The sequence below is a fragment of the Nonomuraea sp. NPDC049750 genome (assembly GCF_040659625.1).
Lineage (GTDB): Bacteria > Actinomycetota > Actinomycetes > Streptosporangiales > Streptosporangiaceae > Nonomuraea.
This window is the reverse complement of sequence record NZ_JBFANB010000024.1, coordinates 131,778-155,699: the sequence shown is the minus strand read 5'-3', so window position 1 is coordinate 155,699 and position 23,922 is coordinate 131,778. Positions and strand designations below refer to the sequence as shown.

The following is a 23,922-nucleotide window of genomic DNA, read 5'->3' as shown; positions in this document are numbered from 1 at the left end:
CCAGGGGCACGCTCCTCCGGTGGAGGTGGCTGGGCGCCGTGACGTGCGCGTTCTTGGCCCCGGCCGTGGTCGTCCCTGACCCACCGCACAGAGCCGGGACACGCTGCCCCCGTGGAGGGGCTGAGCGCCGTGACGTGCGTCTTCTTGGCCGTGGCCTTCCGCACTGTGGCGGCAGGAGCGGTGGTGGCTACGCGTAGGTCTCTCGTAGGCGTTGGAGGGCCTTGTGGGAGGGGGTTCCGGGGGCGGCGGTGTAGAGGACCAGGCGTTGGTCCGCGCCGGCTATGGGGAGGAAGTCGCAGTCGAGTTCGATGGGGCCCGCGATGGGGTGGGTCATGTGCTTCGTCAGGGTGCGCTGGATCTCGATGTCGCGGGTCGCCCACAGCTCGGCGAAATAAGGGCTGCGCTCTTTCAGGTCGTCGACCAGGGATCTGATGTCGGCGTCCCCTGGGTAGCGGCCGGTGGCTCGGAGGTCGGCCACGCACTTGCGGGCGAGTTGGAGCTTGTCGGGCGGCGTGGCCTGATTGCCGAAGAGCCAGCGCAGCGTGTTGCGTTCTCGGGATGGCGTCTCTGACAGGTCGCCGATCAGGGCGACCAGCATGCGGTTCCAGGCCAGTACGTCGTAGCCTGCGTTGATCACCATGGCCGGGACGTCAGTGAGGCGGTCCAGCAGGCGCCGGACGTAGGCGGGCACCTCGCGTGCGGGCTCGGCGCGGGCCGGGGAGTGGTCGGCCAGCCGGAGCAGGTAGTCGTGCTCGTCGCCCGTCAGCCGCAGCACCCGGCCGAGCGCGGTGAGGACCTGGTCCGACGGGTGCGGGCCGCGGCCCTGTTCCAGCCTGATGTAGTAGTCGACGGAGATGCCCGCCAGCAGCGCGACCTCCTCGCGGCGCAGCCCAGGGGTCTGCCGGCGTGGGCCGGGCGCCAGCCCCACCTCCGCGGGCTGGATCCGGCTCCTCCGGCTACGCAGAAAGCCGCCGAGTTCCTCCCTGTTCATCCCAACCATGATGACCCAGCCCATCCGGGCCTGGTACCGCGAGTCCCAGCCCTGGCGGTGCCTACCCGCCCGATACGGCCCCGGACCAGCATGTCCGCATGACGATCCTGGTAACCGGGGCCCGTGGACACGTGGCCCGGAGTCTCATACGGCAGCTCCTGGCGGCCGGCGAGCAGGTCCGCGCCGCCAGCAAGAATCCCGCCGCCACCCACCTGCCCGCTGGCGTGGACGTGGTCGACGCGGGCAGTGCGGCACTCGCGCTGGACGGCGTCGACCGGATGTTCCTCTACGCCGACCGGCAGGGGCTGGACCCCTTCCTGGCGAAGGCCCGTGAGGCCGGAGTGCGCCACGCGGTCCTCCTGTCGGCCGCTCTGGCGGACCCTGCGGCCACGGACGCGATCGCCCGCATGCACGGCGTGGCGGAGGAGTCGGTGACCGCCTCAGGGCTCTCCTGGACCGTCCTGCGGCCCGGCGCCTTCGCCACCAACACCCTCGGATGGGCGCCGGAGATCATCGCGGAAGGCAAGGTCACCAGTCCGTTCCCTGACACCCACTCCGCCCCCATCCACGAAGCCGACATAGCCGAAATCGCGCTGAAAGCCCTGACAGAAGATGGCCACGAGAACGCCGTCTACAGGTTGACCGGCCCCGCTTCCCTTACCCAACGCGACCAGATGAACACAATTGCGCGAGTGATCGGCAGGACGATCGAGTGGCACCTACAGGACTTGGAAACTCACCGCCAGGCTTTGTCCCGCTGGGGCTCACCGGAAGTAGTGGAGTCACTCGTTCAAAACTCCATAGCGGCCATAAACACCCCAGAAACGCCATCAACCACATTCACCGACCTAACCGGCAAACCCCCAAGAACCTTCGCCCAGTGGACAGAAGACCACAAGCACGCCTTCACAGCCACAAACCAACCAGAGTCCGAGGGCTGAGAAGACCCCCGGCCGGGGGTAAGGCGCGACCACGGCCGGAGCCAAGAACGCGCATGTCACGGCGACCAGCCACCCCTACCAGAGCAGCGTGCCCCGGGACGGGGGTCCGGCTCTGTGCGATGGGTGGGGACTGCCCACGGCCGGGGCCAAGAATGCGCACGTAACGGCGCTCAACCACCTCCACCGGAGGAGCGTGCCCCTGGACAGGCCCCAGCGCCGTGCGGCGACTGGGGCCCACCGTGCCTGCCGTAAAGGATCGAAAAGGTTGTAAAAGCGATCAACCTTCGCTGTGGGGAAGGCTGCTTGAGGCCACCAGCGTGCGGATGGCGCGGAGGGCCACGGACAGCGTCGCCAGGTCGAAGTTGTCGCTTTCCCAGATCTCCGAGAGCGTCTGGCGGGCCCTGTGGACCGCCGCCGAGTTCGCCTCCGTCCAGCGGGCCAGTCGCTCCTCCGGAGACAGCCCAGGCGTGCTGTGGGCCAGCACATCGCGGGTCAGCGAGGCGTGGGCCGCGTACAGGTCGTCCCTGAGTGCCGCCCGCGCCATCGAGTTCCAGCGGTTGTCACGCGGCAGCGCGATCACTCGCTCCCTGAGGAGGGCCAGCTGGAGGCGGTCGGCGAGGTCGAAGTACACCTCCGCCGCCTCGTTGACCGGACGCCCCGTGAGCGACGAGATCTCCACCAGGTCGAACGTCGAATAGGCGGGCACCATGGCCGCCACCCGCTCCGCCAGCTCCATCGGCACGCCGCGGGCCGCGAAGGAGTCGCGGCGCTCCTCGAAGGCCGCCAGGTCGGGTCCGGCGAGCAGCTTCGGGATGTGGGAGAGCAGGCCGTTCACGCCCTTGACGAAGAAGCTCACCGACCCGGCCAGGTCGAGCGGCGGGCGGCGGTTGCCGAGCAGCCAGCGCGTGCCGCGCTCGGCCAGTTTCCTGGCCTCCAGCAGCATCGCGATCTGGATCGAGGTGTCGGCCTTGTTGTCCAGCGCTTCCACCGCGCGGTGGAAGCTGGCCAGGTCGAACACCTCGCGGGCGACGAGGTAGGCGCGGACGATGTCGGGCGTCGAGGCGCCGGTCTCCTCGCTGAAGCGGAACATGAACGTGGTGCCCATCGAGTTGACCAGCTCGTTCACCACCGTGGTGGTGATGATCTCGCGGCGCAGCGGGTGAGCGTCCATGTACGGCCGGAACCGTTCGCGCAGCGCCGACGGGAAGTACGACACCAGCCACGAAGCCAGGTACGGATCGTCGGGCAGATCGGAGGCGAGCAGTTCGGCGTCGGCCACCAGCTTGGTGTAGGCCAGCAGCACCGAGAACTCGGGCGCCGTCAGACCCAGCCGGGCCTGGCGGCGTTCGGCCAGGATCTTGTCGGAGGGCAGGAACTCCAGCTCCCGGTTGACCAGCCCGTCACGCTCCAGGCGCCGCAGGTAGCGGGAGTGGATGTGGAGCATCTCGGGGGCCTGGGCGCGGGTCGCGGCCAGCACCACGTTCTGGGCGTAGTTGTCGCGCAGCACCAGGTCGGCGACCTCGTCGGTCATCGAGGTGAAGACCTGGTTGCGCTGCTTGTCGGTCAGCTCGCCGTCGCGGACGACCTGGTCGAGCAGGATCTTGATGTTCACCTCGTGGTCGGAGGTGTCGACCCCGGCCGAGTTGTCGATGAAGTCGGTGTTGACCAGCCCGCCGCCGCGCGCGAACTCGATGCGGGCCAGCTGGGTGAACCCCAGGTTGCCGCCCTCGCCGATGACCTTGCAGCGCAGGTCTCCGGCGTCGACCCGGAGCGGGTCGTTGGCCTTGTCGCCCACGTCGGCGTTGGACTCGGTGCCCGCCTTGACGTAGGTGCCGATGCCGCCGTTCCACAGCAGGTCCACGGGGGCCCGGAGGATGGCGCTGATCAGGTCGTTCGGCGCCATCGAGGCGACCGCCGCGGGGATGGAGAGCGCCTCGCGGATCTGCGGCGTGATCTTGATGGACTTGGCCGTACGCGGGTAGACGCCGCCGCCCGCCGAGATCAGCTGGGTGTCGTAGTCCGCCCAGGAGCTGCGGGGCAGGTCGAAGAGCCGTTGCCGCTCGGCGAAGCTGCGAGCGGTGTCGGGGTCGGGGTCGATGAAGATGTGCCGGTGGTCGAAGGCGGCCACCAGCCGGATGTGCCGCGACAGCAGCATGCCGTTGCCGAACACGTCGCCCGACATGTCGCCGACGCCGGCCACAGTGAAGTCGGTGGTCTGGATGTCGGTCCCGATCGTGCGGAAGTGGTACTTGACCGACTCCCAGGCGCCGCGCGCGGTGATGCCCATGGCTTTGTGGTCGTAGCCGATCGAGCCGCCGGAGGCGAAGGCGTCGCCGAGCCAGAAGCCGTACTCCTTGGCCACGCCGTTGGCGATGTCGGAGAAGGTCGCGGTGCCCTTGTCGGCGGCGACCACCAGGTAGGGGTCGTCGCCGTCGTGCCTGACGACGTCCGGCGGGGGCACGACCTTGCCGTCGACCAGATTGTCGGTGATGTCGAGCAGTCCGGAGATGAACATCCGGTAGCAGGCCACGCCCTCGGCGAGCTGCTCTTCCCGCCCTCCGCCCACCGGCGGACGCTTCACGACAAATCCGCCCTTGGACCCAGTGGGCACGATAACGGTATTTTTCACCATCTGGGCTTTGACCAGCCCGAGGATCTCGGTCCGGAAGTCCTCCATCCGGTCCGACCACCGCAACCCGCCTCTGGCCACCTTGCCGAAACGCAGGTGCACGCCCTCGACCCGGGCCGAGTACACGAAGATCTCGTACTTGGGCCGCGGCAGCGGCAGCACGCTGATCGCCTGCGGGTCGAACTTCAGCGAGATGTACGGCTTGCGGCGCCCGCCGACGGTCTGGAAGTAGTTGGTACGCAGCGTCGCCTGGATCATCTCCAGGTACGCCCGCAGGATCCGGTCCTCGTCGAGCGAGGCGACCTCGTCGAGCGCGCCCAGGATCTCCTCGTTGAGCGCGTCGGCCAGGTCGGTCCGCACGTCGTCGCCGCGCCGGGGGTCGAGCCGCGCCTCGAACAGCCGCACCAGCAGCCGGGCCAGCCGTACATTGCCTGTCAGCACCCGCTCCATGTAGCGCTGGGAGAAGGCGGAGCCCGCCTGGCGCAGGTATTGGGCGTAGACGCGCAGGATCTCGACCTGCTCCCAGGTCAGTCCGGCCCGCAGGACGAGGGCGTTGAAGTTGTCGGCCTGGACCTCGCCCTTCCACAGCGCGATGAGGCCGTCCTGGAAGAGCCGCTTGAAGTCCTTCCTGTCGACCTCGTCGTTCGGCGTGTAGCGCAGGCCGAAGTCGTAGATCCAGGCGTTCTTGGTGGCGGGGTCGTTGTCCCTGTCGATCTCGTACGGCCGCTCGTCCACGACCTCGACGCCGAGCCGCTGGATCAGCGGGAGCGCCCGCGACAGTGAGATGGGCGAGCCCAGCTTGTAGATCTTCAGCCGCCGCTCGCCCTCGGCCGCGTCGTACGGCTCGTAGAGGTTGAGGCCGATCTCGTTCTCGTCGGCGCCGACCAGCTCCTCCAGGCGGCGCAGGTCCACCACGGCCATCTCCGGAGGGAAGTCGGCCTTGTAGCCCTCGGGGAAGGCCGACTGGTAGCGCCTGGTCAGCTTGGGGGCCTCCGCCTCGGAGGTCTGCTCCGCCAGCGCCGTGGCCAGGTCGTCCTCCCACGACCGGGTGATCGCGGCCAGCCGCGACTCCAGCTCCTGCACGTCGACGCCCGGCGGCGGCAGCTGCCTGCCGCGCTCGCCGCGGATGACCACATGCAGCCGGGCCAGGGCGGACTCGCCGATCATCGCGCTGTAGTCGAGCGTCTTGCCGCCCAGCGCCTTGAGCAGGAGCTCCTGCATCTTGTAGCGCACCTGGGTGGTGTAGCGGTCGCGCGGCAGGTAGATCAGGCAGGAGATGTAGCGGCCGTAGTCGTCGCGGCGCAGGAACAGCTTGACCTGCTTGCGCTCGCGCAGCCGCAGTACGCCGAGCGCGATCGGCAGCAGCTGGTCGAGCGAGGTCTGGAAGAGTTCGTCGCGCGGGAAGGTCTCCAGGATCTCGATCAGGTCCTTGCCGTCGTGGCTGTCGGGAGCCAGCCCGGCCTGCTCCAGCACGTCGGCGAGCTTGCGCCTGAGCACCGGGATCCTGGAGATCGACTCGCTGTAGGCCACGTGCGTGAACAGGCCGAGGAACCGGCGCTCGCCGATCACCTCGCCCTCCGGCGAGAACAGCTTCACCCCGATGTAGTCGAGGTAGGCCGCGCGGTGCACGGTCGCCCGGGAGTTGGCCTTGGTGATGATCAGCAGTTGCTTCTCGCGCGCCTTGGCGCGTACCTCAGGGGGCAGCACGGAGAAGCTCTCGGAGCCGATCTTGTCATCCCGCAGGATGCCCAGCGCCGCGCCGGGCAGCGCGCGCAGCGCGTCGCCCTCGTCGGTCTGCTCCAGGCGGTATTCGCGGTAGCCGAGGAAGGTGAAATGCCCGTCGGCGAGCCAGCGCAGCAGGTCGAGACTGTCCTCGACCTCCGCGGGCTCCAGCGGCGGCGGGTTCAGCGTGAGGTCCTCGGCGGTCTGTACGGCCACCCCCCGCATCTTCCTGAAGTCCTCGACCGCCTGCCGTACGTCGGACAGGACCCGCTGAAGGTCGGCCTCCAGCTGCCCGAGCACCTCGGGGTCGGTCTGCCGGTCGATCTCGAAGTGCATCCAGGACTCGACCAGCATCTGGCCGGTGACGTCCTCCTGGCCCCGGCCGAGCATCTTGCCGGTCATGTCGCGGCGTACCCGCATCTGCGGGTGGACCACCAGGTAGGTGTTGATGTCATGCCTGGCCAGCTCCATCGTCACCGAGTCGACCAGGAAGGACATGTCGTCGGTGACCACCTCCACCACGGAGTGTCCCGGGTCCCAGCCGTTCTCCTCGAGGGTCGGCGTGTAGACGCGGACCATGGCCCGGCCCTGGGGGCGTACCTCGGCCAGCTGCTTCTGCGACATCGCCGGGCCGTAGACGTCAATGGGGCTGCGGTCGAGCAGGTCCTCCGGCGCGATGTGCCGGTAGTAGACGCGTAGGAAGGCCAGCGCGTCCTCGGGGCTCACATGGTCGCTGCTCACCGCGCATCGTTGCGCGGCTCGCTGGAGCAGCTCATCCTTGGCCTCGTCGAGCGGCATTTCGCTCTCACTCCTTTGTGAGGGTTCGCCATGGCTTGTCATAGCCAGGCCCTTAGTTCCCACAGCAGTGGGAAGTAGTGCAGGCGGGTCCTGCCTCGCAGGTAGGGGGCTCCCGTCGAGCCGCCGGTGCCCGATTTGGTGCCGATCTGCCGTTCGACCATCTGCACGTGGCGGGTCCGCCACTGGGCGGCGGTCTCGTCGTGGGTCAGCAGATCTTCGGCCAGTTGCCACAGGTCGTCGTGCGACCCGCGGTCCCTCGCCACGGCCAGCAGCGTGCCCATGATCTCCTCGTCGGAGACCGGCAGCCCACGCTGGGAAAGGGCGGTGAGATAAGCATCCCACAGTGTCGGCTCGTCGAGTCGGCGGCGCAGCCTGGTGAGCTCGGCGTCGTCGGCGTCCCTGAGCCGGCCGAGATAGCTCGGATCCTTCAGCCCCGACAGGAACTCCAGCTCGCGGAACTGCACCGACTGGAACCCACTCGCCGGGGCGAGCCTGGCCCGGAACTCCAGGAAGTCCTGGGGCGTCATCGTCTCCAGCACGTCGACCTGCTCGATCAGCACCCGCTCCACCGCGTGCACCCGCTGGAACACGTGCCTGGCCTGCCAGAGCTCGCCCTGGAACATGGCCTCGCGGCCGGCCTCCAGCTCGTGCAGCAGTAGCTTGAACCAGAGCTCGTAGACCTGGTGGATGGTGATGAACAGCAGCTCGTCGGGCGCCTCGGACTGAGGCCGTTGCTGGTCGAGCAATTCGGGCAGGCGAAGGTAGCCGCCATAGGAGAGCCGGCCGCCCTCCTCGCCGAATCGCCTGTCGGGAGGAACGGCCGCATCACCGTCGATGCCCACCGAACACCTCCCCAAGCCGCCCGGTCTGTTCGACCGGGCGTACGCGCCTCGCCGTACCGATATCACCCGAAAAGGGGAAAAAGGTCAACGTGACATCGACATCGGCGGGTCGTCCTCAGCAGCTGAGGGCAGGTGTTTGAGCTCGTCGAGTCGGCTCGGAATCTCGGCCATGTCCTGGAGCTCCGCCTGGCACCTTGCGCATGTGTCGAGGTGGCGCTCGAACTCCTCTAGTTCCTCTTCATCGAGGACACCGAGGACGTAGGCGGCCACCCCTTCATGCATTACCCGGCTACCCCCTTGTCCTGCAGAAGCACACGGAGAGCCCGGATCCCGTAGTAGAGCCTGGACTTCACCGTGCCCGGCGGAATCCCCAGAATCTCCGCCGCTTCACTTATCGTACGGTCCCGAAGGTAGGTCTGCTCAATGACTTCCCGGTGTTCGTCCGACAGGCTCCGCAGCGCGTCAGCGACCACCATGGCCGAGAGCGCCCGCTCCGAGCCGTCAGGCACCGCCAGCATGTCGACTTCCGGCGGCTCGACCTCGTGAGGCCGAACACTCTTACGCCGGCGACCGTCGATGACGATACGGCGGGCCACTGTCAGTAGCCATGCCCAGATGAGGCTGGGCTCCCATTGCAGTCTTGCCGAGTGACGCCAGGCTCTAACGATCGTCTCTTGAACGACGTCTTCGGCCCATTGAAGATCGTTCCCGGTCGACTTGCGTACGTGGCGCAGCAGAGGGCCGCCGAACTCCTGGTAGAGCACCGCAATGCGGTGTTCCGCCTCGGCATCCGCACTCTCTAACCTGCCGGCGAGATGACCTAGCACGGGGCACATCTTTACACCTTCGTTATCACTCCGGTAGCCACTCCGATAACTCCAGTCATTTCTGACTATTTGGACCCCATGAGTGAACCGGTCCCCGAAGGCCCGCGTACCTCCGATCATGCACAGGCTTTTGCGCGGCGAACTGCTCATGTTCGGCGGCTTCGCAGTGGCTGCCACGGTCACGATCCTGCTGGTCCTGCCGCCAGGAAGCTCCGCAGGATCCACTCAGTACACGCAGTCGGCCGCCGGCCCTCTCGGGCCGGCGGACCGCGACCTGCTAGTCAGAGTACGCCAGGCGGGCCTCTGGGAGATTCCTGTTGGCCAATGGGCCCAGACACGCGCCGAGTCAGCGAGCGTGAAGGAGACCGGGAGGCACCTGGTCGAAGATCACACGAAGCTGGACGAGGCGACTCGCGCGCTCGCCGCGAAACTCGGCGTGCCCATCCCAGACGTGGCCAATGCCGATCAGCAGAGCTGGATGGCCCAGCTGTCCGCGGAGAAGGGTCCCGCCTTCGACAAGGACTTCGCCAACCTGTTGCGTGCCGCGCACGGCAAGGTCTTCGCCGTCGTGGCAGAGGTGCGGTCGGGGACTCGCAATACCGAGATCAGGAAGTTCGCCAACACCGCCAACACGGTGGTGCTGAAGCACATGACGCTGCTGGAAGGCACTGGCCTGGTCGACTTCGGCGACCTTCCCGAGCCCCCCACGCCCTCACCGGTTCCACCCGTCGCAACGGCGGTCGATACGAGGAGACAGTAATGAGGAGATCCAGACGCACGGCCGCGGCCGTGTCCGCCCTGGCCGTAATGGCCAGCGGCCTGGTGTCCGCGGCCGTGATCGGCGTCGGTCCGGCGCTTGCGGACCATTGCGATCCGGCGCAGCAGAACAGCAACCAGCAGCCGTCTCAATCACCGACGCAACAACGGCGACAGCGGCAGGCCCCGGACAACCAGGACCAGCAACAGCAGCAGGACCAGGGCCAGCAGCAGGACAACAACCAGGATCAGCAGCAGCAGGACCAGCAGGGTCAGCAGCAGGACCAGGGCCAGCAACAGCAACAGCAACAGGACCAGGGTCAGCAGCAGGACCAGGGCCAGCAACAGCAGCAGGGTCAGCAGCAGCAGCAAGGCGGCGGAGCCCTCTTGGCCGCGCCGACCCCGGAGCCGGGAACGCAGGACACCGGTAACGGCCAGGACCAGCAGAACAACAACCAGCAGAACAACAACCAGGACCAGCAGCAGCAGGACCAGCAGGGTCAGCAGGACCAGGGCCAGCAGCAGCAGGACCAGGGCCAGCAGCAGCAGTTCCGCCGCCGGGGCAACAACAACAACCAGAACCCGACGAAGAGCCCGTCCGCGTCCCCCTCCCCCACCGAGAGCGACCACGACGAGGGCGAGTGCGCCGACCTCGGCCCGTTCGTCGAGGACTTCGTCGACATCCGCCAGGTCGGCCGCGGCCAGCTCGCCAACCCCCAGTTCGGTAGGAACGGCTCCAGGGGCACCTTCGTCTCCGCCTGTGGGACGAACGGCAACAAGCACAACAACCCTGACAACTTCATCGTCGCTCCGGGCGTGAGCAACGGCGCTCACCACCTGCACGACTACGTGGGCAACCTGACGACGGACGGGTTCTCGACGGACCAGAGTCTCGCCGCGGGAGGCACCACCTGCCGGTTCGGCGACAAGTCGACCTACTTCTGGCCGGTGCTCCGCGACCGCAAGGTGGACGTCAACACCAACGACCAGGACGGCAACGTCGGCCAGGTCCTGCGGGCCCGCCAGGTGACCCTCCAGTTCCGCGGCAACGCCTCGTCCAGGGTGGTCGCGATGCCGAGGTTCCTGAGGATCATCACCGGTGACGCGAAGGCGGCCACGAACGGCGGAGCGAACGCGAAGGCCGCGTGGACGTGTACCGGTTTCCAGAACCGCATCACTAATAACAAATATCCACTCTGCCCACGCGGCAGCCAGGTCGTCCGTATTCTAGACTTCCCAAGCTGCTGGGACGGACAGAACACCGACAGCGCCAACCACCGCACGCACATCGTGTTCCCGGGCCAGGGTGGCGCCTGCCCGCAGGGAACGAAGGCCGTCCCACAGCTGCGCATGTCGCTCACGTACTCGGTTCCACAGGGACCGTCCTTCGCCGTGGACGCGTTCCCTGAGCAGAAGCACAATCCGGTGACCGATCACGCAGACTTCGCCAACGTGATGTCTGACCAGCTCATGAACTTCGTGGTCAGCTGCATCAACCGCGGACGTCGTTGCTGACGTAGATCGGCCCTCCCGAGTCGCACCCTCAATCGACGACCATGGAGGGAATCGATGCTCCACAGAAGACTGCCCCGGCATGCTCCGAGCAAGCTGGACTCCAGGTGGGTCCGGTTCGGGGTAAGCGCCGTGCTGGCCGCGCTGGTCCTGGCGGGGTTCGCCCTGACCAGGACCGACAGCGGGATGTCAGTGCTCGGCCAAGGGGTGGCTTTCCTCGAGTTCTACGCGGGCGTGTTCGCCCTGGTGCTGCTGAGCGCGACGGTCGGGCTCGGCCTGCTCACCACCGAACGCGTCTTCCTGTCCCCGTCCAACAGGGTCAGGGCACAGCTGGCACACCGGGCCACAGCGATGATCGGGATGGCCTACCTGGTCACGCACATCACCCTCATGGTCAGTCTGGGGCATGCCCCACTGGCCGCGACAGTGGTCCCAATTGCCGGTATCTATGTGGGATTCGGCGCTGTAGCCTTCGACATGATGGTGATCATCGTTGTGTCGGGAATGGTCCGAGGACGGTTCGCGGTGACGGCCAAGCCATGGATATGGCGGACGCTCCATGCCACCGCGTACCTGTCCTGGCCCGTGGCCATCATGCATGGCCTCACGGCGGGCCGTCCTCCGGCGCCCTGGGTGGCGTGGTCCTACATCGCCTGCCTCGCGGCGGTCGGTGGGGCGTTGCTCGTACGAGTGCTCGCCACCACGCTCAGGCCGGCTCTCCAGCCGGAATGGGTGAAGACGATGGAGGTCGACACCTCACCGGTCGAGCGGCCGGTGGACGTCAACGCGCCGGTTAGCCTCGACGCGGCGCGCAGGAAGTACCGGGAGGCGGGATGAGACCGCACAGGAATGCCCAGGAGGCGCCAGAGTGATCCCGCATAGAGTCCCACGCGTGTTACGCGTGGGCCCGGCCCGGCTGACCGCCGGGCTGGAGCACACCAGGCGGATCGACCTGCCGGCGCACCGGACGCTTCATGGCGAGCCGGTGTTGCGCGATATCGAGACGCTGATCGCCCAGGTGAACGAGGTCGACATGCGCGGCCGAGGCGGAGCGGCGTTCCCCGTCGGCCGCAAGCTGCGCGCCGTCGCCGACGCCGCCGGGGCACGCGAGAGTGTCGTGCTGGTCAACGGCTCGGAGGGCGAGCCGGCCAGCTTCAAGGACACCATGATGCTCATCCGCAACCCGCACCTCGTGCTCGACGGAGCGGTCCTCGCCGCCGAGGCCCTGCACGCGCGCGAGGTCGTCGTGGCGATCGGATCCGGCGGCGAGGTGGCCGAGTCGTCGGTCTCCGCCGCCGTGGCCGAGCGCCGCGCCGCCAATGTGGCGGGCGGCCAGGAGAGCCACGTGAAGATCCGGGTGGTCGGCCTGGAGGAGCGGTTCATCTCGGGCGAGGGCGGCGCGCTGGTCCGCGGCGTGAACGGCGACGTGGCCATCCCCAACGGCCGCAAGAAGCGCGCCGCCGAGAGCGGCGTGGACGGCCTGCCCACGCTGCTGTCGAACACGGAGACCTTCGCCCAGCTCGCCCTGCTCGCCGAGTTCGGCCCCGAAGGGTACGCCGAGTACGGCACCGCCAAGGAACCCGGCACCGTCCTGCTCAGCGTGAGCGGCGGCGCCACCAACCCCGCCGTCGTGGAAGCGCCCACGGGCACCCCGCTGATCGACGTCCTCGACCTGTGCGAGGCGGAGATCGGCGACGGCGTCCTCATGGGCGGCTACCACGGCGCCTGGATGAGTTACGAGAACGCCCTCTCCGCGGTGATCTCGCGCGAAGGCATGAAGAAGATGGGCAGCGAGCTGGGTGCTGGGATCATCGTCCCGCTCGGCGACTCGACCTGCCCACTCGGCGAGACCACCCGGGTGGCGGCCTACCTCGCCGCCCAGTCCTCGGGCCAGTGCGGCCCCTGCCGCCTCGGGCTGCCCGACGTGGCGCGGGCACTGCTCGCGCTGGTCGAGGGCACCGGGTCCACGGACGCGGTACGCCGCACCGTACGCGCCGTCGAGCGGAGAGGGGCCTGCTTCCACCCCGACGGCACCGCCAGGTTCGTCCTCTCCTCCCTGGACGCCTTCGAGAGCGACATCGCCCTTCACCTGGAGTACGGCTCCTGCGGCCGGCCGGTCCGCGGCGTGCTGCCCCTCCCGGAGCACGAGGACGAGCCCGAGTACCGCCTGGACGTGGACTGGACCCGTTGCGAGGGCCACGGCCTGTGCGCGCACCTGCTGCCGGAATTCGTGGAACTGGACGAATACGGCTTCCCGTCCTTCAAGACCGTGCCGGGCTGGATGGCGAAGGAGGCGCGTCGGGCCGTCGACATGTGCCCCGCGCTGGCCCTGCGCCTCAATGAGTCCATAGCGGTACGGGCGGGCTAATCCCTGGCCCGTCCGCCTGAGCGCGCTCAGGCGGACGGGCCGCGCTCTTCCGGTTATGCATTTGTGACCAACCTGGCGGCTTCCAGAGTCGTCTCACCGATCGGTTCACCACGATCACCAGGAGACGACCATGGACCGTCGCGACTTCCTCCGCGCCGCCACGCTGGCACCGGTACTGGGGCTGGTCTCCGTACCGCCCGCGCTCGCCTCCTCCGCCCCCGACTGGTCGGGGTTACGCCGCCGCCTCACCGGCACGCTCGTCCTGCCGGCCGACGCGGGGTACGGCGCGGCACGACGGCTGTTCAATCCCGCCTTCGACAGCATCAGGCCGGGCGGCGTCGCCTATTGCGCGACCCCCGCGGATGTCTCCGCGTGCCTGTCCTTCGTCCGCGCGAACCGCCTGCCCGTCACCGCCCGCTCGGGCGGCCACTCCTACGCGGGCTGGTCCACCGGCACCGGCCTGGTGATCGACGTCTCCCGGATGAACTCCGTCACTCACGCCGCCGGCCGCGCCACCGTGGGCGCCGGGGCCAAGCTGGTCGACGTCTACGACAAGCTGGGCCGCGCCGGCGTGAGCATCCCCGCCGGTTCGTGCCCCACGGTCGGGGTGAGCGGCCTGGCGCTGGGCGGCGGGATCGGCGTGGTCTCCAGGAAGTACGGCCTGACCTGCGACACGCTCGAGTCCGTACGGATCGTCACGGCCGACGGCCGCCTCCTGACCTGCGACGCCAATAACCACCCCGACCTCTACTGGGCGTGCAGGGGCGGTGGCGGCGGGAACTTCGGCGTGGCCGTGTCCTTCACCTTCCGCACGCACAAGACCCGCGACACCACCGTGTTCTTCCTGCACTGGCCGTGGGCCAAGGCCGAGGCGGCGGTCAAGGCCTGGCAGTCCTGGGCGCCCACCGCGCCGGACGAGCTGTGGTCCACGCTGCACCTGACGCGCAACAACGGGCTGGACGTGCAGATCGGCGGCACGTACCTGGGCGGGAAGGCGGCGCTCGACCGCCTCCTGGCGCCGCTCGTCGCCCAGATCGGCCGCCCCTCCTCCCGCTACGCCTCCACGACGTCCTACACGCACGCCATGATGGTCATGGCGGGCTGCTCCTCGCTCTCGGTAGCGCAGTGTCACCTTCCTGGCCAGACCGCCGCGGGCCGCCTCAGCAGGGACACCTTCGCCGCCAAGTCGCATCTGGCCTACCAGAAGCTGTCGGCGGCCGGGGTCAAGGCGCTGGTCGCCGGGGTGGCCCGAGCGGGAGAGCACACCGTACAACTGGACGCGCTGGGCGGCGCGGTCGCCCGGGTCCGCCCGGACGCCACCGCCTTCCCGCACCGGGCGGCGCTGTTCGGTGTCCAGTACTACTCGAAGGGCACCGGCCGGGCCTGGCTGCGCGGCATCCACGGCGACATGCGGGCGCATCTGGGCGATCACGCGTACGTGAACTACATCGACCCGGACCTGACCGACTGGCGGACCGCCTACTACGGAGCCAACGCGCCACGCCTGGCCGCCGTGAAGGCCGCCTACGATCCCGGCCGGGTCTTCCACCTGCCCCAAGGTGTCTAAATCGGTCGCCGGACCGGGCCGTGAGCTGGGAAGATCGGTAACATGCGCAACTGGCCGCTCTTCGGGCTCTCCGTGACCACCCCGCGCCTCGAACTCCGCATGCCGTCGCTCGCCGACCTCGACGAGCTCGGTGATCGAGCGGCCGAGGGCGTACACGAGCCGGGCTACATGCCGTTCCTGTTCCCGTGGTCGGACGCCGAGCCGCAGGAGCGGGCCAAGGCCACCGTCCGCTACCACTTCCGCACCTGGGCCGAGCTCACTCGGGAGAAGTGGACGCTGGAGTTCGCGGTGGTCTCGGAGGGCCAGGTGGTCGGCGTGCAGGCACTGATGGCCGCCGACTTCCTGGTCACGCGGGAGGCCGCGACGGGCTCGTGGCTCGGCAAACGCTTCCAGGGCCGGGGCATCGGCAGGGAGATGCGCGCGGCGGTGCTTCACCTGGCCTTCGAGGGTTTGGGCGCCGAGTACGCGACGACGGAGGCCTTCCACGACAACCACGCCTCACTCGCGGTGACGCGCCGACTCGGCTACCACGAGGACGGCATCATCCTGCACAACCGCAAGGGCACAGTGGCAACGGGCCGCCGCTTCCGCCTCCCCCGGTCCGACTGGAAGCCGATGAACGGCATCGAAATCCACAACCTAGAGCCCTGTCTGCCCCTCTTCGGTCTCTAGCAAGGGCCGGTGACCATCCCCTGGGTGAGGTCGTCCGCCACAGCATCAGGATCGCGCAGGTCCGCCTGCCCGTACCCGCCACCGCCTCCCGACTCGCAGCGCAGCACGTCCCCCGCGCTGACCGGCAGCGCGTTGACCTTGAGCATCTCGCGCTGCCGCGGCGTGCCGGGGTTGAGCGTGACGCGGGGCGGCGCACCGGCCGTGCCCCCGGCCAGACCCCACGCTGGGGTGACCGAGCGCTCGAACCACAGCGACAACGAGGTGTCGCCGATGAACTCGTACTCGCGGACCACGCCGTGGCCACCGCGCCACCGCCCCTGGCCGCCGGTGTCGGGGCGGACCTCGTAGCGGGTGACGCGGACCGGGAAGAGCGTTTCGAGCACCTCGATCGGCATGTCGCGCAGCGACCCGTTCACGTTGTTGATCAGGCAGGTCTCGCCGTCGCCTCCCTCCCAGGCGCCCCAGCCGCCGACGGTGGCCTCCTGGGAGACGTACAGCTTGCCGGTACGCGGGTCGGTGCCGGTGAACTGGACGATGAGGGAGTCGCCGTAGGAGGCCGCGGCGGCTTTGCCGGGCACGACCGGGGCCAGCGCCTTGACGACGAGGTCGATGAGCAGGCCGAGGTGGGAGTAGTAGTACTGGCAAGCGGCGGGCGACTGGGCGGCCAGCATGGAGCCCGGCCTGGTGGCCACGTCGAGGGGACGGAACGAGCCGCCGTTGAGCGGCACGTCGGCGCTGATGAGCAGCTTGTACGCGACGCGGACGGCGGCGACCGCCTGGGCCGCGCCGCAGTTGACCGGCCCGGTCGCCTGGTCGGCGCAGTCGGTGAGGTCGACGTGGACGCGCTCGCCCTCGACGGTCACGGTGACGTTGACCGGCAGCGGGGTGGCCAGGTCGATGCCGTCGTTGTCGAGGAACCCACCGGCGGTGTAGATGCCGTCGGGGATGGCGGCGACGGCCTGGCGTTCGAGGCGCTCGGTCTGGGCGAAGATCTCGTCACGGGCGGCCATCACGGTCGCCACGCCCCAGCGCCCGATGATCTCGGCCAGGCGGCGCTGTCCGGTCATCGCGCAGGCGACCTGGGCGCGCATGTCGCCGAGCGTGGCATGGGGGAAGCGGACGTTGCGGGCGATGACCTCGTGCAGGTCGCGGCAGGGCGCGCCGTTCTCGTAGATCTTCATCGGGCCCATGCGCAGGCCCTCCTGGAAGATCGAGGTGGAGTCCATGGAGCCGCCGGGGTCCTTGGAGCCCATGTCGAGCCAGTGGGCGCGCGAGGCGGCGAATCCCACGAGCTCCCCGCCGACGAAGATCGGGCCGTAGACCGTGACGTCGTTGAGGTGCGTGCCGCCGATGTAGGAGTCGTTGAGCACCCAGACGTCGCCCTCCTGCCAGACGTCACGGCCGAACATCCGCTCGGTCTCGCGGGTGCACACCTCCAGGTTGCCCAGGAAGATCGGCAGACCGCTCGACTGGCCGAGAACGTTGTGGTCGCGGTCCATGAGCGCGACGGCGCAGTCCTTGGCCTCGTAGATGACCGGCGTGTAGGAGGAGCGGATGAGGGTGGTGTTCATGTCCTCCGCCGCCTGGAGGAGCACGCAGCGGATGATCTCTGTGGTCACGGGGTCGATCATGAGGTCACCTTGATGATCAGGAAGCCGTTGGCGTCGACGGTGGCCAGGCAGCCGGGCGGGATGACGGTGGTGGCCGTCTCCTCCACCACGATGGCGGGCCCCTCAACCTCACCGTCCAGGGCGCTTCTGCGCAGGACGGCGGTGCGGTGCACCTGCCCGTCGAAGATCACATCGCGTACGGCGGGCGGGTGCGTCTCGCGCACCGGAGCCGCGGTGGCGGCCTTGGGGAAGGTGCCGAAGCCGGCGCTGCGCAGCATGACGAACTCAACCGGCGCCTCAGGCGTGGCATGGCCATATCTGCTGGTGTGAGCCTCCGCGTAGCGCCGCGCGATGGCCTGGAGGAAGCCGGGCGCAGCGGGCTCGGTGGCGTCCAGGAGCGGGATCGTGAGCGTGTAGTCCTGCCCCTCGTAACGCATGTCCAGCGCGTGCTCGACCCGCCGCCGGTCGAGGGGGACGCCCTGGCTGTCGAGCGCGGCCATGGCGTCGCGTTCGAGCTCGGCCAGCCGCGCCGCCAGGTGCTCGCCGTCGAGGTCGTCCTGCGCGCGGAAGTACGGATGGGTGAGATCGCGCCGTACGTCGGCCTCCAGCATCCCCCACGCGGAGAAGGCGCCGGGGAAGCGCGGCACGACCACCTCGCCGATGCCGAGCTCGCGGGCGATGAAGACGGCGTGCATGGCGCCCGCGCCGCCGAAGGCGACCAGGGCGAACTCGCGCGGCTCCACGCCGTGCTCGACCGTGAGCGTACGGATGGCCTGGGCCATCTTGGCGTTGGCGACGTCGCACACGCCCTCGGCCAGCTGGAGCGGATCCATGTCGAGGGTCTCGGCGAGCGTGGCGACGGCCGTCCCCGCGGCCTCGACGTCCAGCTCCATCAGACCGCCGGCGAACCAGGCGGGGTCGACGCGGCCCAGCACCACGTTGGCGTCGGTCACGGTCGGCCGGTCGCCGCCCCTGCCGTAACAGGCGGGCCCCGGCACGGCTCCCGCCGACTCGGGGCCGACGCGCAGCGCGCCCGCCTCGGCGTAGGCGATGGAGCCGCCGCCCGCGCCGATCGTGTGCAGGTTCACGATCGGCATCAGGACGGGGAAGCCCTCGATGTGCGCCTCGGCGCTGACGTCCGGGCGACCGTTGACGACGAGGGAGACGTCGAAGGAGGTGCCGCCCATGTCCACGCAGATGGCGTTCTCGCGGCCGAGCAGGCGGGCCGCGGCGACCCCGCCCATCGTGCCGCCGACGGGGCCCGACAGCAGGGTCTGCAGGGGCCGCCGCATCGCGAAGCCCGCGTTGACCAGGCCGCCGGAGGACTGCATCACGTGTACGGGCACGGTCAGGCCACGCTCGGCGAAGCGCCGCTCGATCCGCGACAGGTAGGTGCGTACGACCGGTCCCGCATAGGCCTCGAGAACGGCGGAGGAGGTGCGCTCGTACTCGCGCCACTCCCTGGCCACCTCGTGGCTGAGCACGATCAGCACGTCGTCGCCGAGCTCATGCCGGAGGATCTCGCCCGCGCGGAGCTCGTGGGCCGGGTTGGCGAAGGAGAACAGCAGCGTGACCGCGACGGCGTCGAAGCCCTCGGCCTTCGCGCGGTGGGCGGCCCGCCGTACGGCCTGCTCGTCGAGCGGCTGAAGCTCGGTGCCGCGCCAGTCGAGCCGGCCCGCCGCCTCCATGACGTCGGCACGGGGCACCAGTGGCGTCGGTTTGCGGTAGCGCAGGTCGAACATGCGGTCGCGGTTGCCGCGGGCGATCTGGTAGACGTCGCGCGCGCCGGCGCTGGTCAGCAGCAGGACCTTGGCGCCCTTGCGTTCGAGCAGGGCGTTGAGACCCTGGGTGGTGCCGTGCACGAAGAAGGAGATCCGGGTCGGGTCGTCGACCACGCGGCCGAGTGCGGCGAAGACGCCCTCGGCGAGATCTCCGGGGGTGGTCGGCGCCTTCGAGGCCAGCACGGCACCGGTCTGCTCGTCGTAGCAGACCACGTCGGTGAAGGTACCGCCGATGTCCATGGCGACGCGAAAAGTCATGGCCGCACCGTATGCGGTCCCGGCCGTCCGCAGGTGTGCCGGGTGCACGGCTTTCGCGCCTGCTTCATGCGTGACGCACCCCTTCGCGGGCTAAGGCGCCACCCCGACAGACGCGGGCGGCGGGCAGGCGTGGCGGCGGTATCTGCCGGGCGCGGTGCCGTACTCGCGCTTGAAGGCGTTGGCGAAGGCGAACTCGGAGGTATAGCCGACGCGCGCGGAGATCTCGCTCAGTGAGTCCTCCGACTCGCGGAGCAGGCGGGCGGCCGTGGCCAGGCGCCACCACGTGACGTAGGTGAGCGGCGGCTGGCCGATCAGGCTGGTGAAGCGGCGGGAGAAGGCCGCGCGGGAGAGCCCGGCCTCGCCGCCGAGCGCCTCGACCGTCCAGGGATGCGCGGGATCGCGGTGGATCGCGTTGAGCGCCACGCTGATCGACGGGTCGGCCAGGGCGGTGGCCCAGCCGCCGACCTCGCACTGTCCGGGCTCGGTGTCGAGCCAGGCGCGCAGGATGTACAGCAGCAGCATGTCGAGCAGCGAGGTGACGACGGTGTCGGCGCCCAGGCGCGGACTGCCGATCTCGCTGCCCAGCAGGTCGACGGCCGCGCGGAGCTCGGGGTGGTGGCCGAGGCGGGCGGGCAGGTGGACCATGTCGGGCAGGTCGCGCAGGACCGGATGGGCCCGGCTGGGGTCGAGCCGGTAGCCGCCGCAGAGCAGGACCGTGGCCGCGCCAGGCCCTTCCATGGAGGCCGAGGCGAACAGGTCCCGCTCCTCCAGCGGGTCGCACTCAGGGTCGGCCAGCGGGGTGGCCGGGCTGTCGGCCATCGCGTAGCCGTGGCCGTGCGGGAAGAAGACCACGTCGCCGACGCTCAGCTGGACGGGATCGCCGTCCGGCGGGATGAGCCACGGGGAGCCTTGGATGATCACCTGGAAGCCCGCCGAGCCGGGAGCCGAGGGGAACCACTGACCCCAGGGGGCGTGCCACTCGACGAGCGCGGAACGGGGCTGTCCGGTGCGCATGATGGCGATCACGTCGCTGAGCACGTCCATGACCGAAGTCTACCCTGCGAGACGATCGCGTATAAAAGGCAGATACACAAGCATTGGCCATCTCGCTCCAGGCTCCTACCGTTGTCCCTCATGAGCCCAACCATGACCGCCGCCCGCATCCACGAGTACGGCGACGCGTCCGTGATCCGTTACGACCGGATCCCCCGGCCCTCGCCGGGGCCGGGGGACGTGCTGGTCCAGATGGCCGCCACCTCGTTCAACCCATCCGAGGTGGGGCTGCGGGCCGGGTTCCTGCGGGACCTGCTCCCGGTCACCCTGCCGTACACGCTGGGCCTGGACCTCGCCGGCACGGTCGTCGAGGTGGGCGCGGACGTACAAGGGCCCGCCGTCGGCGACCGGGTCATCGGCCTCGTGGAGGGGGCGGCGGCCGAGTACACGGTGGCGGCGGCGAGTTCACTGGTCAGGGCGCCGGAGCGGCTCCCGCTGGCGGACGCCGCCGCCATCCCGGTCGCCGGGCTCACCGCCTGGCAGGCGGTCCACGAGCACGCCCGCGTCGGGCCGGGGCAGCGGGTGCTGATCAACGGGGCGGGCGGCGGGGTGGGGCTGTTCGCCGTGCAACTGGCCAAGCTGGCGGGCGCGACCGTGATCGCGACGGCCGGTCCGCGCAGCGCGGCAGCGGTACGGCGCTACGGCGCCGACGAGGTCGTCGACTACACCACGACCCCATTGCCCGGCGGCATGGACGTGGTGCTCAACCTGGCGGCCATCGGCCCGGAGCAGGCGGCGACGCTGGCCACGCTGGGCGAGGTGATCGTCACCATCGCCACTCCGATCGACGCGCCCCGAGCCACCCACTTCGTGGCCCGCAACGACCCGGCGCACCTGGCCCGGCTGGTGGCGCTGATCGACAAGGGCGAGCTCGTGGTGGAGGTCGCCGAGACATACCCACTGACCGGCCTCGACGAGGTCCATCGCCGGGCCGAGGCCGGGCAGACACGCGGAAAAATCATCATTCAAGGGGATAAATAATGATCAAGATTGGCATCATCATCGGCAGCACCCGGCCGGGCCGCAACGCGGACACCGTGGCCGAGTGGGTGCACGACCTGGCCGCCAAGCGCGGCGACGCCGAGTTCGAGGTGGTGGACCTGCGGGACTTCGACCTGCCGCACCTGGACGAGGCGTTCCCGGCGGCCTATGGCCAGTACGAACACCCCCACACCCGTGCCTGGTCGGAGCGCATCGCCTCGTTCGACGGCTTTGTGTTCGTGACCCCGGAGTACAACAGCTCCACTTCGGGCGTGCTGAAGAACGCGATCGACTTCCTCTACGCCGAGTGGGCGGACAAGGCGGCCGGATTCGTCAGCTACGGCGTCGACGGCGGCGCCCGCGCGGCCGAACACCTCAGGCAGGTGCTCGGCCGGGTCAAGGTCGCCGATGTGCCGGCTCAGGTCACGCTCTCTCTGCACACGGACTTCGAGGGGTTCACCGACTTCAAGCCCGCCGCGCACCGCGAAGAGATGGTCACCACGATGCTGGACCAGATCGTCTCCTGGGGCACCGCGCTGCGCCCGCTCAGGGCGGCCTGAAGCGGGCTCAAGGCTTGAAGCGGGCTCATGGCTGAAGCAGGCTCATGGCTGAAGCGGATTCAAGGCTTGAAGTGGCGCAGCACCTCGGGGTTGGCCATGGCGTCGGGGTTGGCCGCCTGCTCGACCGGGGTGCCGAGGAGGATCTTACGCACCGGCACCTCTAGCTTCTTGCCCGACAGGGTGCGCGGGATGCCGGGCACCGCGTGGATCTCGTTGGGCACGTGCCGGGGTGACAGCTCCTGCCGCAGCGCCGTACGCAGGGCCTCGACCAGCGAGTCCGACAGCGTGACACCCTCGGCCAGCGTGAGGTAGAGCAGCAGCCGCCCCTCCTGCCCGAGCTGGCCGGTGTCGATCACGAGGCTGTCGGCGATCTCGTCGAACCGCTCGACGACCCGGTAGAACTCGCTGGTGCCCATCCGGACGCCGCCCCGGTTCAGCGTCGAGTCGGAGCGGCCGTAGATCACGCAGCTGCCGTCCTCGTTCAGCTTGATCCAGTCGCCGTGCCGCCACACGCCCGGGTAGACGTCGAAATAGCTCTCGCGATAGCGGTCGCCGTCGGGGTCGTTCCAGAACATGACCGGCATCGACGGCATCGGCTGCGTGAGCACGAGCTCGCCCACCTCCCCCACGACCGGCTCGCCCAGGGGGTTGAACGACTCCACCCGCGCCCCCAGCGACCGGCAGGGGATGATGCCCGCCCGGATCGGATGCAGCACGGTCGCCCCGACGAACCCGGTGCACACGTCGGTGCCGCCGGAGAACGACCCGAGCGGTATGCCCGGCAGCTCCGCGGCCACCCAGGCGAACCCTTCGGGCGGCAGCGGCGACCCGGTCGAGCCGATGCCGCGCAGTGCCTCCAGCCCTTCGGGCGCGATCCCGGCCTTCAGCGAGGCCATGATGTACGGCGCGCCGACCCCGAAGTAGGTCACCCCTTCCGAGGCGGCGATCCGCCACAGCACCGCGGCGGAGGGGTAGGCGGCCGAACCGTCGTACAGCACCGGGGTGGCGCCCACCAGCAGGCCGCCGATGAGGTAGTTCCACATCATCCAGCCCGTGGTGGTGTACCAGAAGAACACGTCCCCCTCACCGAGATCCTGGTGGAAGGAGAGCGACTTGAGGTGTTCGAGGATGACTCCTCCGTGCCCGTGCACGATGGGCTTGGGCAGCCCGGTCGTACCACTGGAGTAGAGGATCCACAGCGGGTGGCCGAACGGCACCCGCTCGAACTCCAGCGGCCCCTCCTCCGCGCGCAGCCCTTCCCAGCCGATCACCTCGCCGTGCGGCACGGAGTCGGTGTGCGCGGCGCCGGGCTCGGCCCGCTGCGGCGGCTGCCCCTCCTCGGCCGCCGAAAGGTACGGGATCCAGACGGTCGCGCGGAGCGTGGGCAGCTCGGCGGCGATCTCGTTGACAGCCGCCGACCGGTCGTAGCTCTTGCCGTTGTAGTGGTAGCCGTCGACCGCGATCAGCACCTTGGGCTCGATCTGCTTGAACCGATCGACGATGCTCGGCACGCCGAAGTCCGGGGACCCGGCCGACCAGATCGCGCCCAGGGACGCGGTGGCCAGGAAGGCGATCAGGGCCTGCGGGATGTTCGGCAGGTAACCGGCCACCCGGTCGCCGCGCCCGACGCCGAGGCGGATCAGGCCCGCCCGGACCCGGGCGACCTCCTCGCGCAGCTCGGCGTAGGTCAGCTCCTGGCGGGCGCCGTCCTCCGAGACGAAGACGATCGCGGTGCCGTCACGTTCGCGCAGCGCGTTCTCGGCGTAATTGACAGAGCTCCCGGTGAACCATTCGGCGCCCGGCATCGTCCCAGTCAAGACGGGCCCGTCACCACGTTCGCCGATGACCTCGAAGTAGTCCCAGATCGACGTCCAGAATTCCGCCGGACTGTCGACCGACCAGCGCCACACCTCCTCATAGTCCGACCCTGCCCGGCCCAGCCACTCCAGATAGTGAGTCAGCCTGGCGCGCGCGATGATGTCTTCGGTCGGTTCCCAGAGAAGTGTGCCTTCAGCAACCATGTGCCCATCCTGTCGGCCGGTAAGGGCAATGTC

19 protein-coding genes are annotated in these 23,922 nt (G+C 69.3%); 9 read left to right on the top strand and 10 right to left on the bottom strand.

From position 1 onward, the window contains the following. Positions 1-187 precede the first annotated feature (187 nt). Positions 188-991 carry a helix-turn-helix transcriptional regulator gene (locus AB0J16_RS42905; protein WP_358550920.1) on the bottom strand — a complete coding sequence of 268 codons (804 nt, stop codon included), beginning with the start codon at positions 989-991 and terminating at the stop codon, positions 188-190. A gap of 98 nt (positions 992-1,089) precedes the next feature. On the opposite strand from AB0J16_RS42905, the gene AB0J16_RS42900 reads away from it, so the two are divergent. Continuing rightward, positions 1,090-1,932, top strand: a complete 843-nt coding sequence (locus tag AB0J16_RS42900; protein ID WP_358550918.1) for an NAD(P)H-binding protein — start codon at positions 1,090-1,092, stop codon at positions 1,930-1,932. Between the two features lie 277 nt (positions 1,933-2,209). On the opposite strand, the gene AB0J16_RS42895 is transcribed toward AB0J16_RS42900, so the two are convergent. The 4 genes from AB0J16_RS42895 to AB0J16_RS42880 form a co-directional block, all read right to left on the bottom strand. After that, the gene (locus tag AB0J16_RS42895; RefSeq protein ID WP_358550916.1) at positions 2,210-7,081 is read right to left on the bottom strand and encodes an NAD-glutamate dehydrogenase; all 4,872 of its coding nucleotides are present in this window, start codon (positions 7,079-7,081) and stop codon (positions 2,210-2,212) included. Positions 7,082-7,119: 38 nt separating this feature from the next. Beyond that, positions 7,120-7,923, bottom strand: coding sequence for a tryptophan 2,3-dioxygenase family protein (locus AB0J16_RS42890; protein WP_358550914.1), 804 nt, complete (start codon positions 7,921-7,923; stop codon positions 7,120-7,122). Between the two features lie 84 nt (positions 7,924-8,007). Beyond that, positions 8,008-8,205, bottom strand: a complete 198-nt coding sequence (locus tag AB0J16_RS42885; RefSeq protein WP_225295840.1) for a zf-HC2 domain-containing protein — start codon at positions 8,203-8,205, stop codon at positions 8,008-8,010. Beyond that, the gene (locus AB0J16_RS42880) at positions 8,205-8,759 is read right to left on the bottom strand and encodes a sigma-70 family RNA polymerase sigma factor (RefSeq protein WP_357949189.1); all 555 of its coding nucleotides are present in this window, start codon (positions 8,757-8,759) and stop codon (positions 8,205-8,207) included. The genes AB0J16_RS42885 and AB0J16_RS42880 overlap by 1 nt, the downstream gene beginning before the upstream one ends. A 109-nt stretch (positions 8,760-8,868) precedes the next feature. Between AB0J16_RS42880 and AB0J16_RS42875 the strand changes: the two genes are divergently transcribed. Beyond that, positions 8,869-9,510 carry a DUF4142 domain-containing protein gene (locus AB0J16_RS42875; RefSeq protein ID WP_358550912.1) on the top strand — a complete coding sequence of 214 codons (642 nt, stop codon included), beginning with the start codon at positions 8,869-8,871 and terminating at the stop codon, positions 9,508-9,510. Between the two features lie 149 nt (positions 9,511-9,659). On the opposite strand, the gene AB0J16_RS42870 is transcribed toward AB0J16_RS42875, so the two are convergent. Further along, positions 9,660-9,878 carry a hypothetical protein gene (locus AB0J16_RS42870; protein ID WP_358550910.1) on the bottom strand — a complete coding sequence of 73 codons (219 nt, stop codon included), beginning with the start codon at positions 9,876-9,878 and terminating at the stop codon, positions 9,660-9,662. A 15-nt stretch (positions 9,879-9,893) separates the two neighbouring features. On the opposite strand from AB0J16_RS42870, the gene AB0J16_RS42865 reads away from it, so the two are divergent. The 5 genes from AB0J16_RS42865 to AB0J16_RS42845 all read left to right on the top strand — a co-directional run bounded on the left by AB0J16_RS42865 (position 9,894) and on the right by AB0J16_RS42845 (position 15,625). Further along, positions 9,894-11,021, top strand: a complete 1,128-nt coding sequence (locus tag AB0J16_RS42865) for a DUF1996 domain-containing protein (protein ID WP_358550908.1) — start codon at positions 9,894-9,896, stop codon at positions 11,019-11,021. 54 nt (positions 11,022-11,075) lie between these two features. Continuing rightward, positions 11,076-11,855, top strand: a complete 780-nt coding sequence (locus tag AB0J16_RS42860) for a hypothetical protein (protein WP_358550906.1) — start codon at positions 11,076-11,078, stop codon at positions 11,853-11,855. A gap of 55 nt (positions 11,856-11,910) precedes the next feature. Continuing rightward, positions 11,911-13,386, top strand: a complete 1,476-nt coding sequence (locus AB0J16_RS42855; protein WP_358446506.1) for a ferredoxin — start codon at positions 11,911-11,913, stop codon at positions 13,384-13,386. Positions 13,387-13,516: 130 nt separating this feature from the next. After that, positions 13,517-14,953, top strand: coding sequence for an FAD-binding oxidoreductase (locus AB0J16_RS42850; protein ID WP_358550905.1), 1,437 nt, complete (start codon positions 13,517-13,519; stop codon positions 14,951-14,953). A gap of 42 nt (positions 14,954-14,995) precedes the next feature. Then, the gene (locus AB0J16_RS42845; protein WP_358550903.1) at positions 14,996-15,625 is read left to right on the top strand and encodes a GNAT family protein; all 630 of its coding nucleotides are present in this window, start codon (positions 14,996-14,998) and stop codon (positions 15,623-15,625) included. Here AB0J16_RS42845 and AB0J16_RS42840 read toward each other — a convergent pair. The 3 genes from AB0J16_RS42840 to AB0J16_RS42830 all read right to left on the bottom strand — a co-directional run bounded on the left by AB0J16_RS42840 (position 15,622) and on the right by AB0J16_RS42830 (position 20,318). Beyond that, positions 15,622-17,256 carry a hydantoinase B/oxoprolinase family protein gene (locus AB0J16_RS42840; RefSeq protein ID WP_358550901.1) on the bottom strand — a complete coding sequence of 545 codons (1,635 nt, stop codon included), beginning with the start codon at positions 17,254-17,256 and terminating at the stop codon, positions 15,622-15,624. The genes AB0J16_RS42845 and AB0J16_RS42840 overlap by 4 nt on opposite strands. Further along, complete coding sequence (locus AB0J16_RS42835; protein ID WP_358550899.1) at positions 17,253-19,274, bottom strand: hydantoinase/oxoprolinase family protein; 2,022 nt, start codon at positions 19,272-19,274, stop codon at positions 17,253-17,255. The genes AB0J16_RS42840 and AB0J16_RS42835 overlap by 4 nt, the downstream gene beginning before the upstream one ends. Before the next feature lie 90 nt (positions 19,275-19,364). Then, entirely contained in the window at positions 19,365-20,318 is a 954-nt protein-coding gene (locus tag AB0J16_RS42830) for an AraC family transcriptional regulator (protein WP_358550897.1), read from the bottom strand. 90 nt (positions 20,319-20,408) lie between these two features. On the opposite strand from AB0J16_RS42830, the gene AB0J16_RS42825 reads away from it, so the two are divergent. Together AB0J16_RS42825 and AB0J16_RS42820 are read left to right on the top strand one after the other, a co-directional pair. Further along, positions 20,409-21,308, top strand: a complete 900-nt coding sequence (locus AB0J16_RS42825; RefSeq protein WP_358550895.1) for an NADP-dependent oxidoreductase — start codon at positions 20,409-20,411, stop codon at positions 21,306-21,308. Continuing rightward, a complete protein-coding gene (locus tag AB0J16_RS42820) occupies positions 21,308-21,868 on the top strand; it encodes an NAD(P)H-dependent oxidoreductase (protein ID WP_358550893.1) in 561 nt (186 codons plus the stop codon). Before AB0J16_RS42825 ends, AB0J16_RS42820 begins: the two co-directional genes overlap by 1 nt. 59 nt (positions 21,869-21,927) lie before the next feature. On the opposite strand, the gene AB0J16_RS42815 is transcribed toward AB0J16_RS42820, so the two are convergent. Beyond that, positions 21,928-23,889: an acetoacetate--CoA ligase gene (locus tag AB0J16_RS42815; RefSeq protein WP_358550891.1), complete on the bottom strand. Its 1,962-nt coding sequence runs from the start codon at positions 23,887-23,889 to the stop codon at positions 21,928-21,930. Positions 23,890-23,922: the final 33 nt, after the last annotated feature.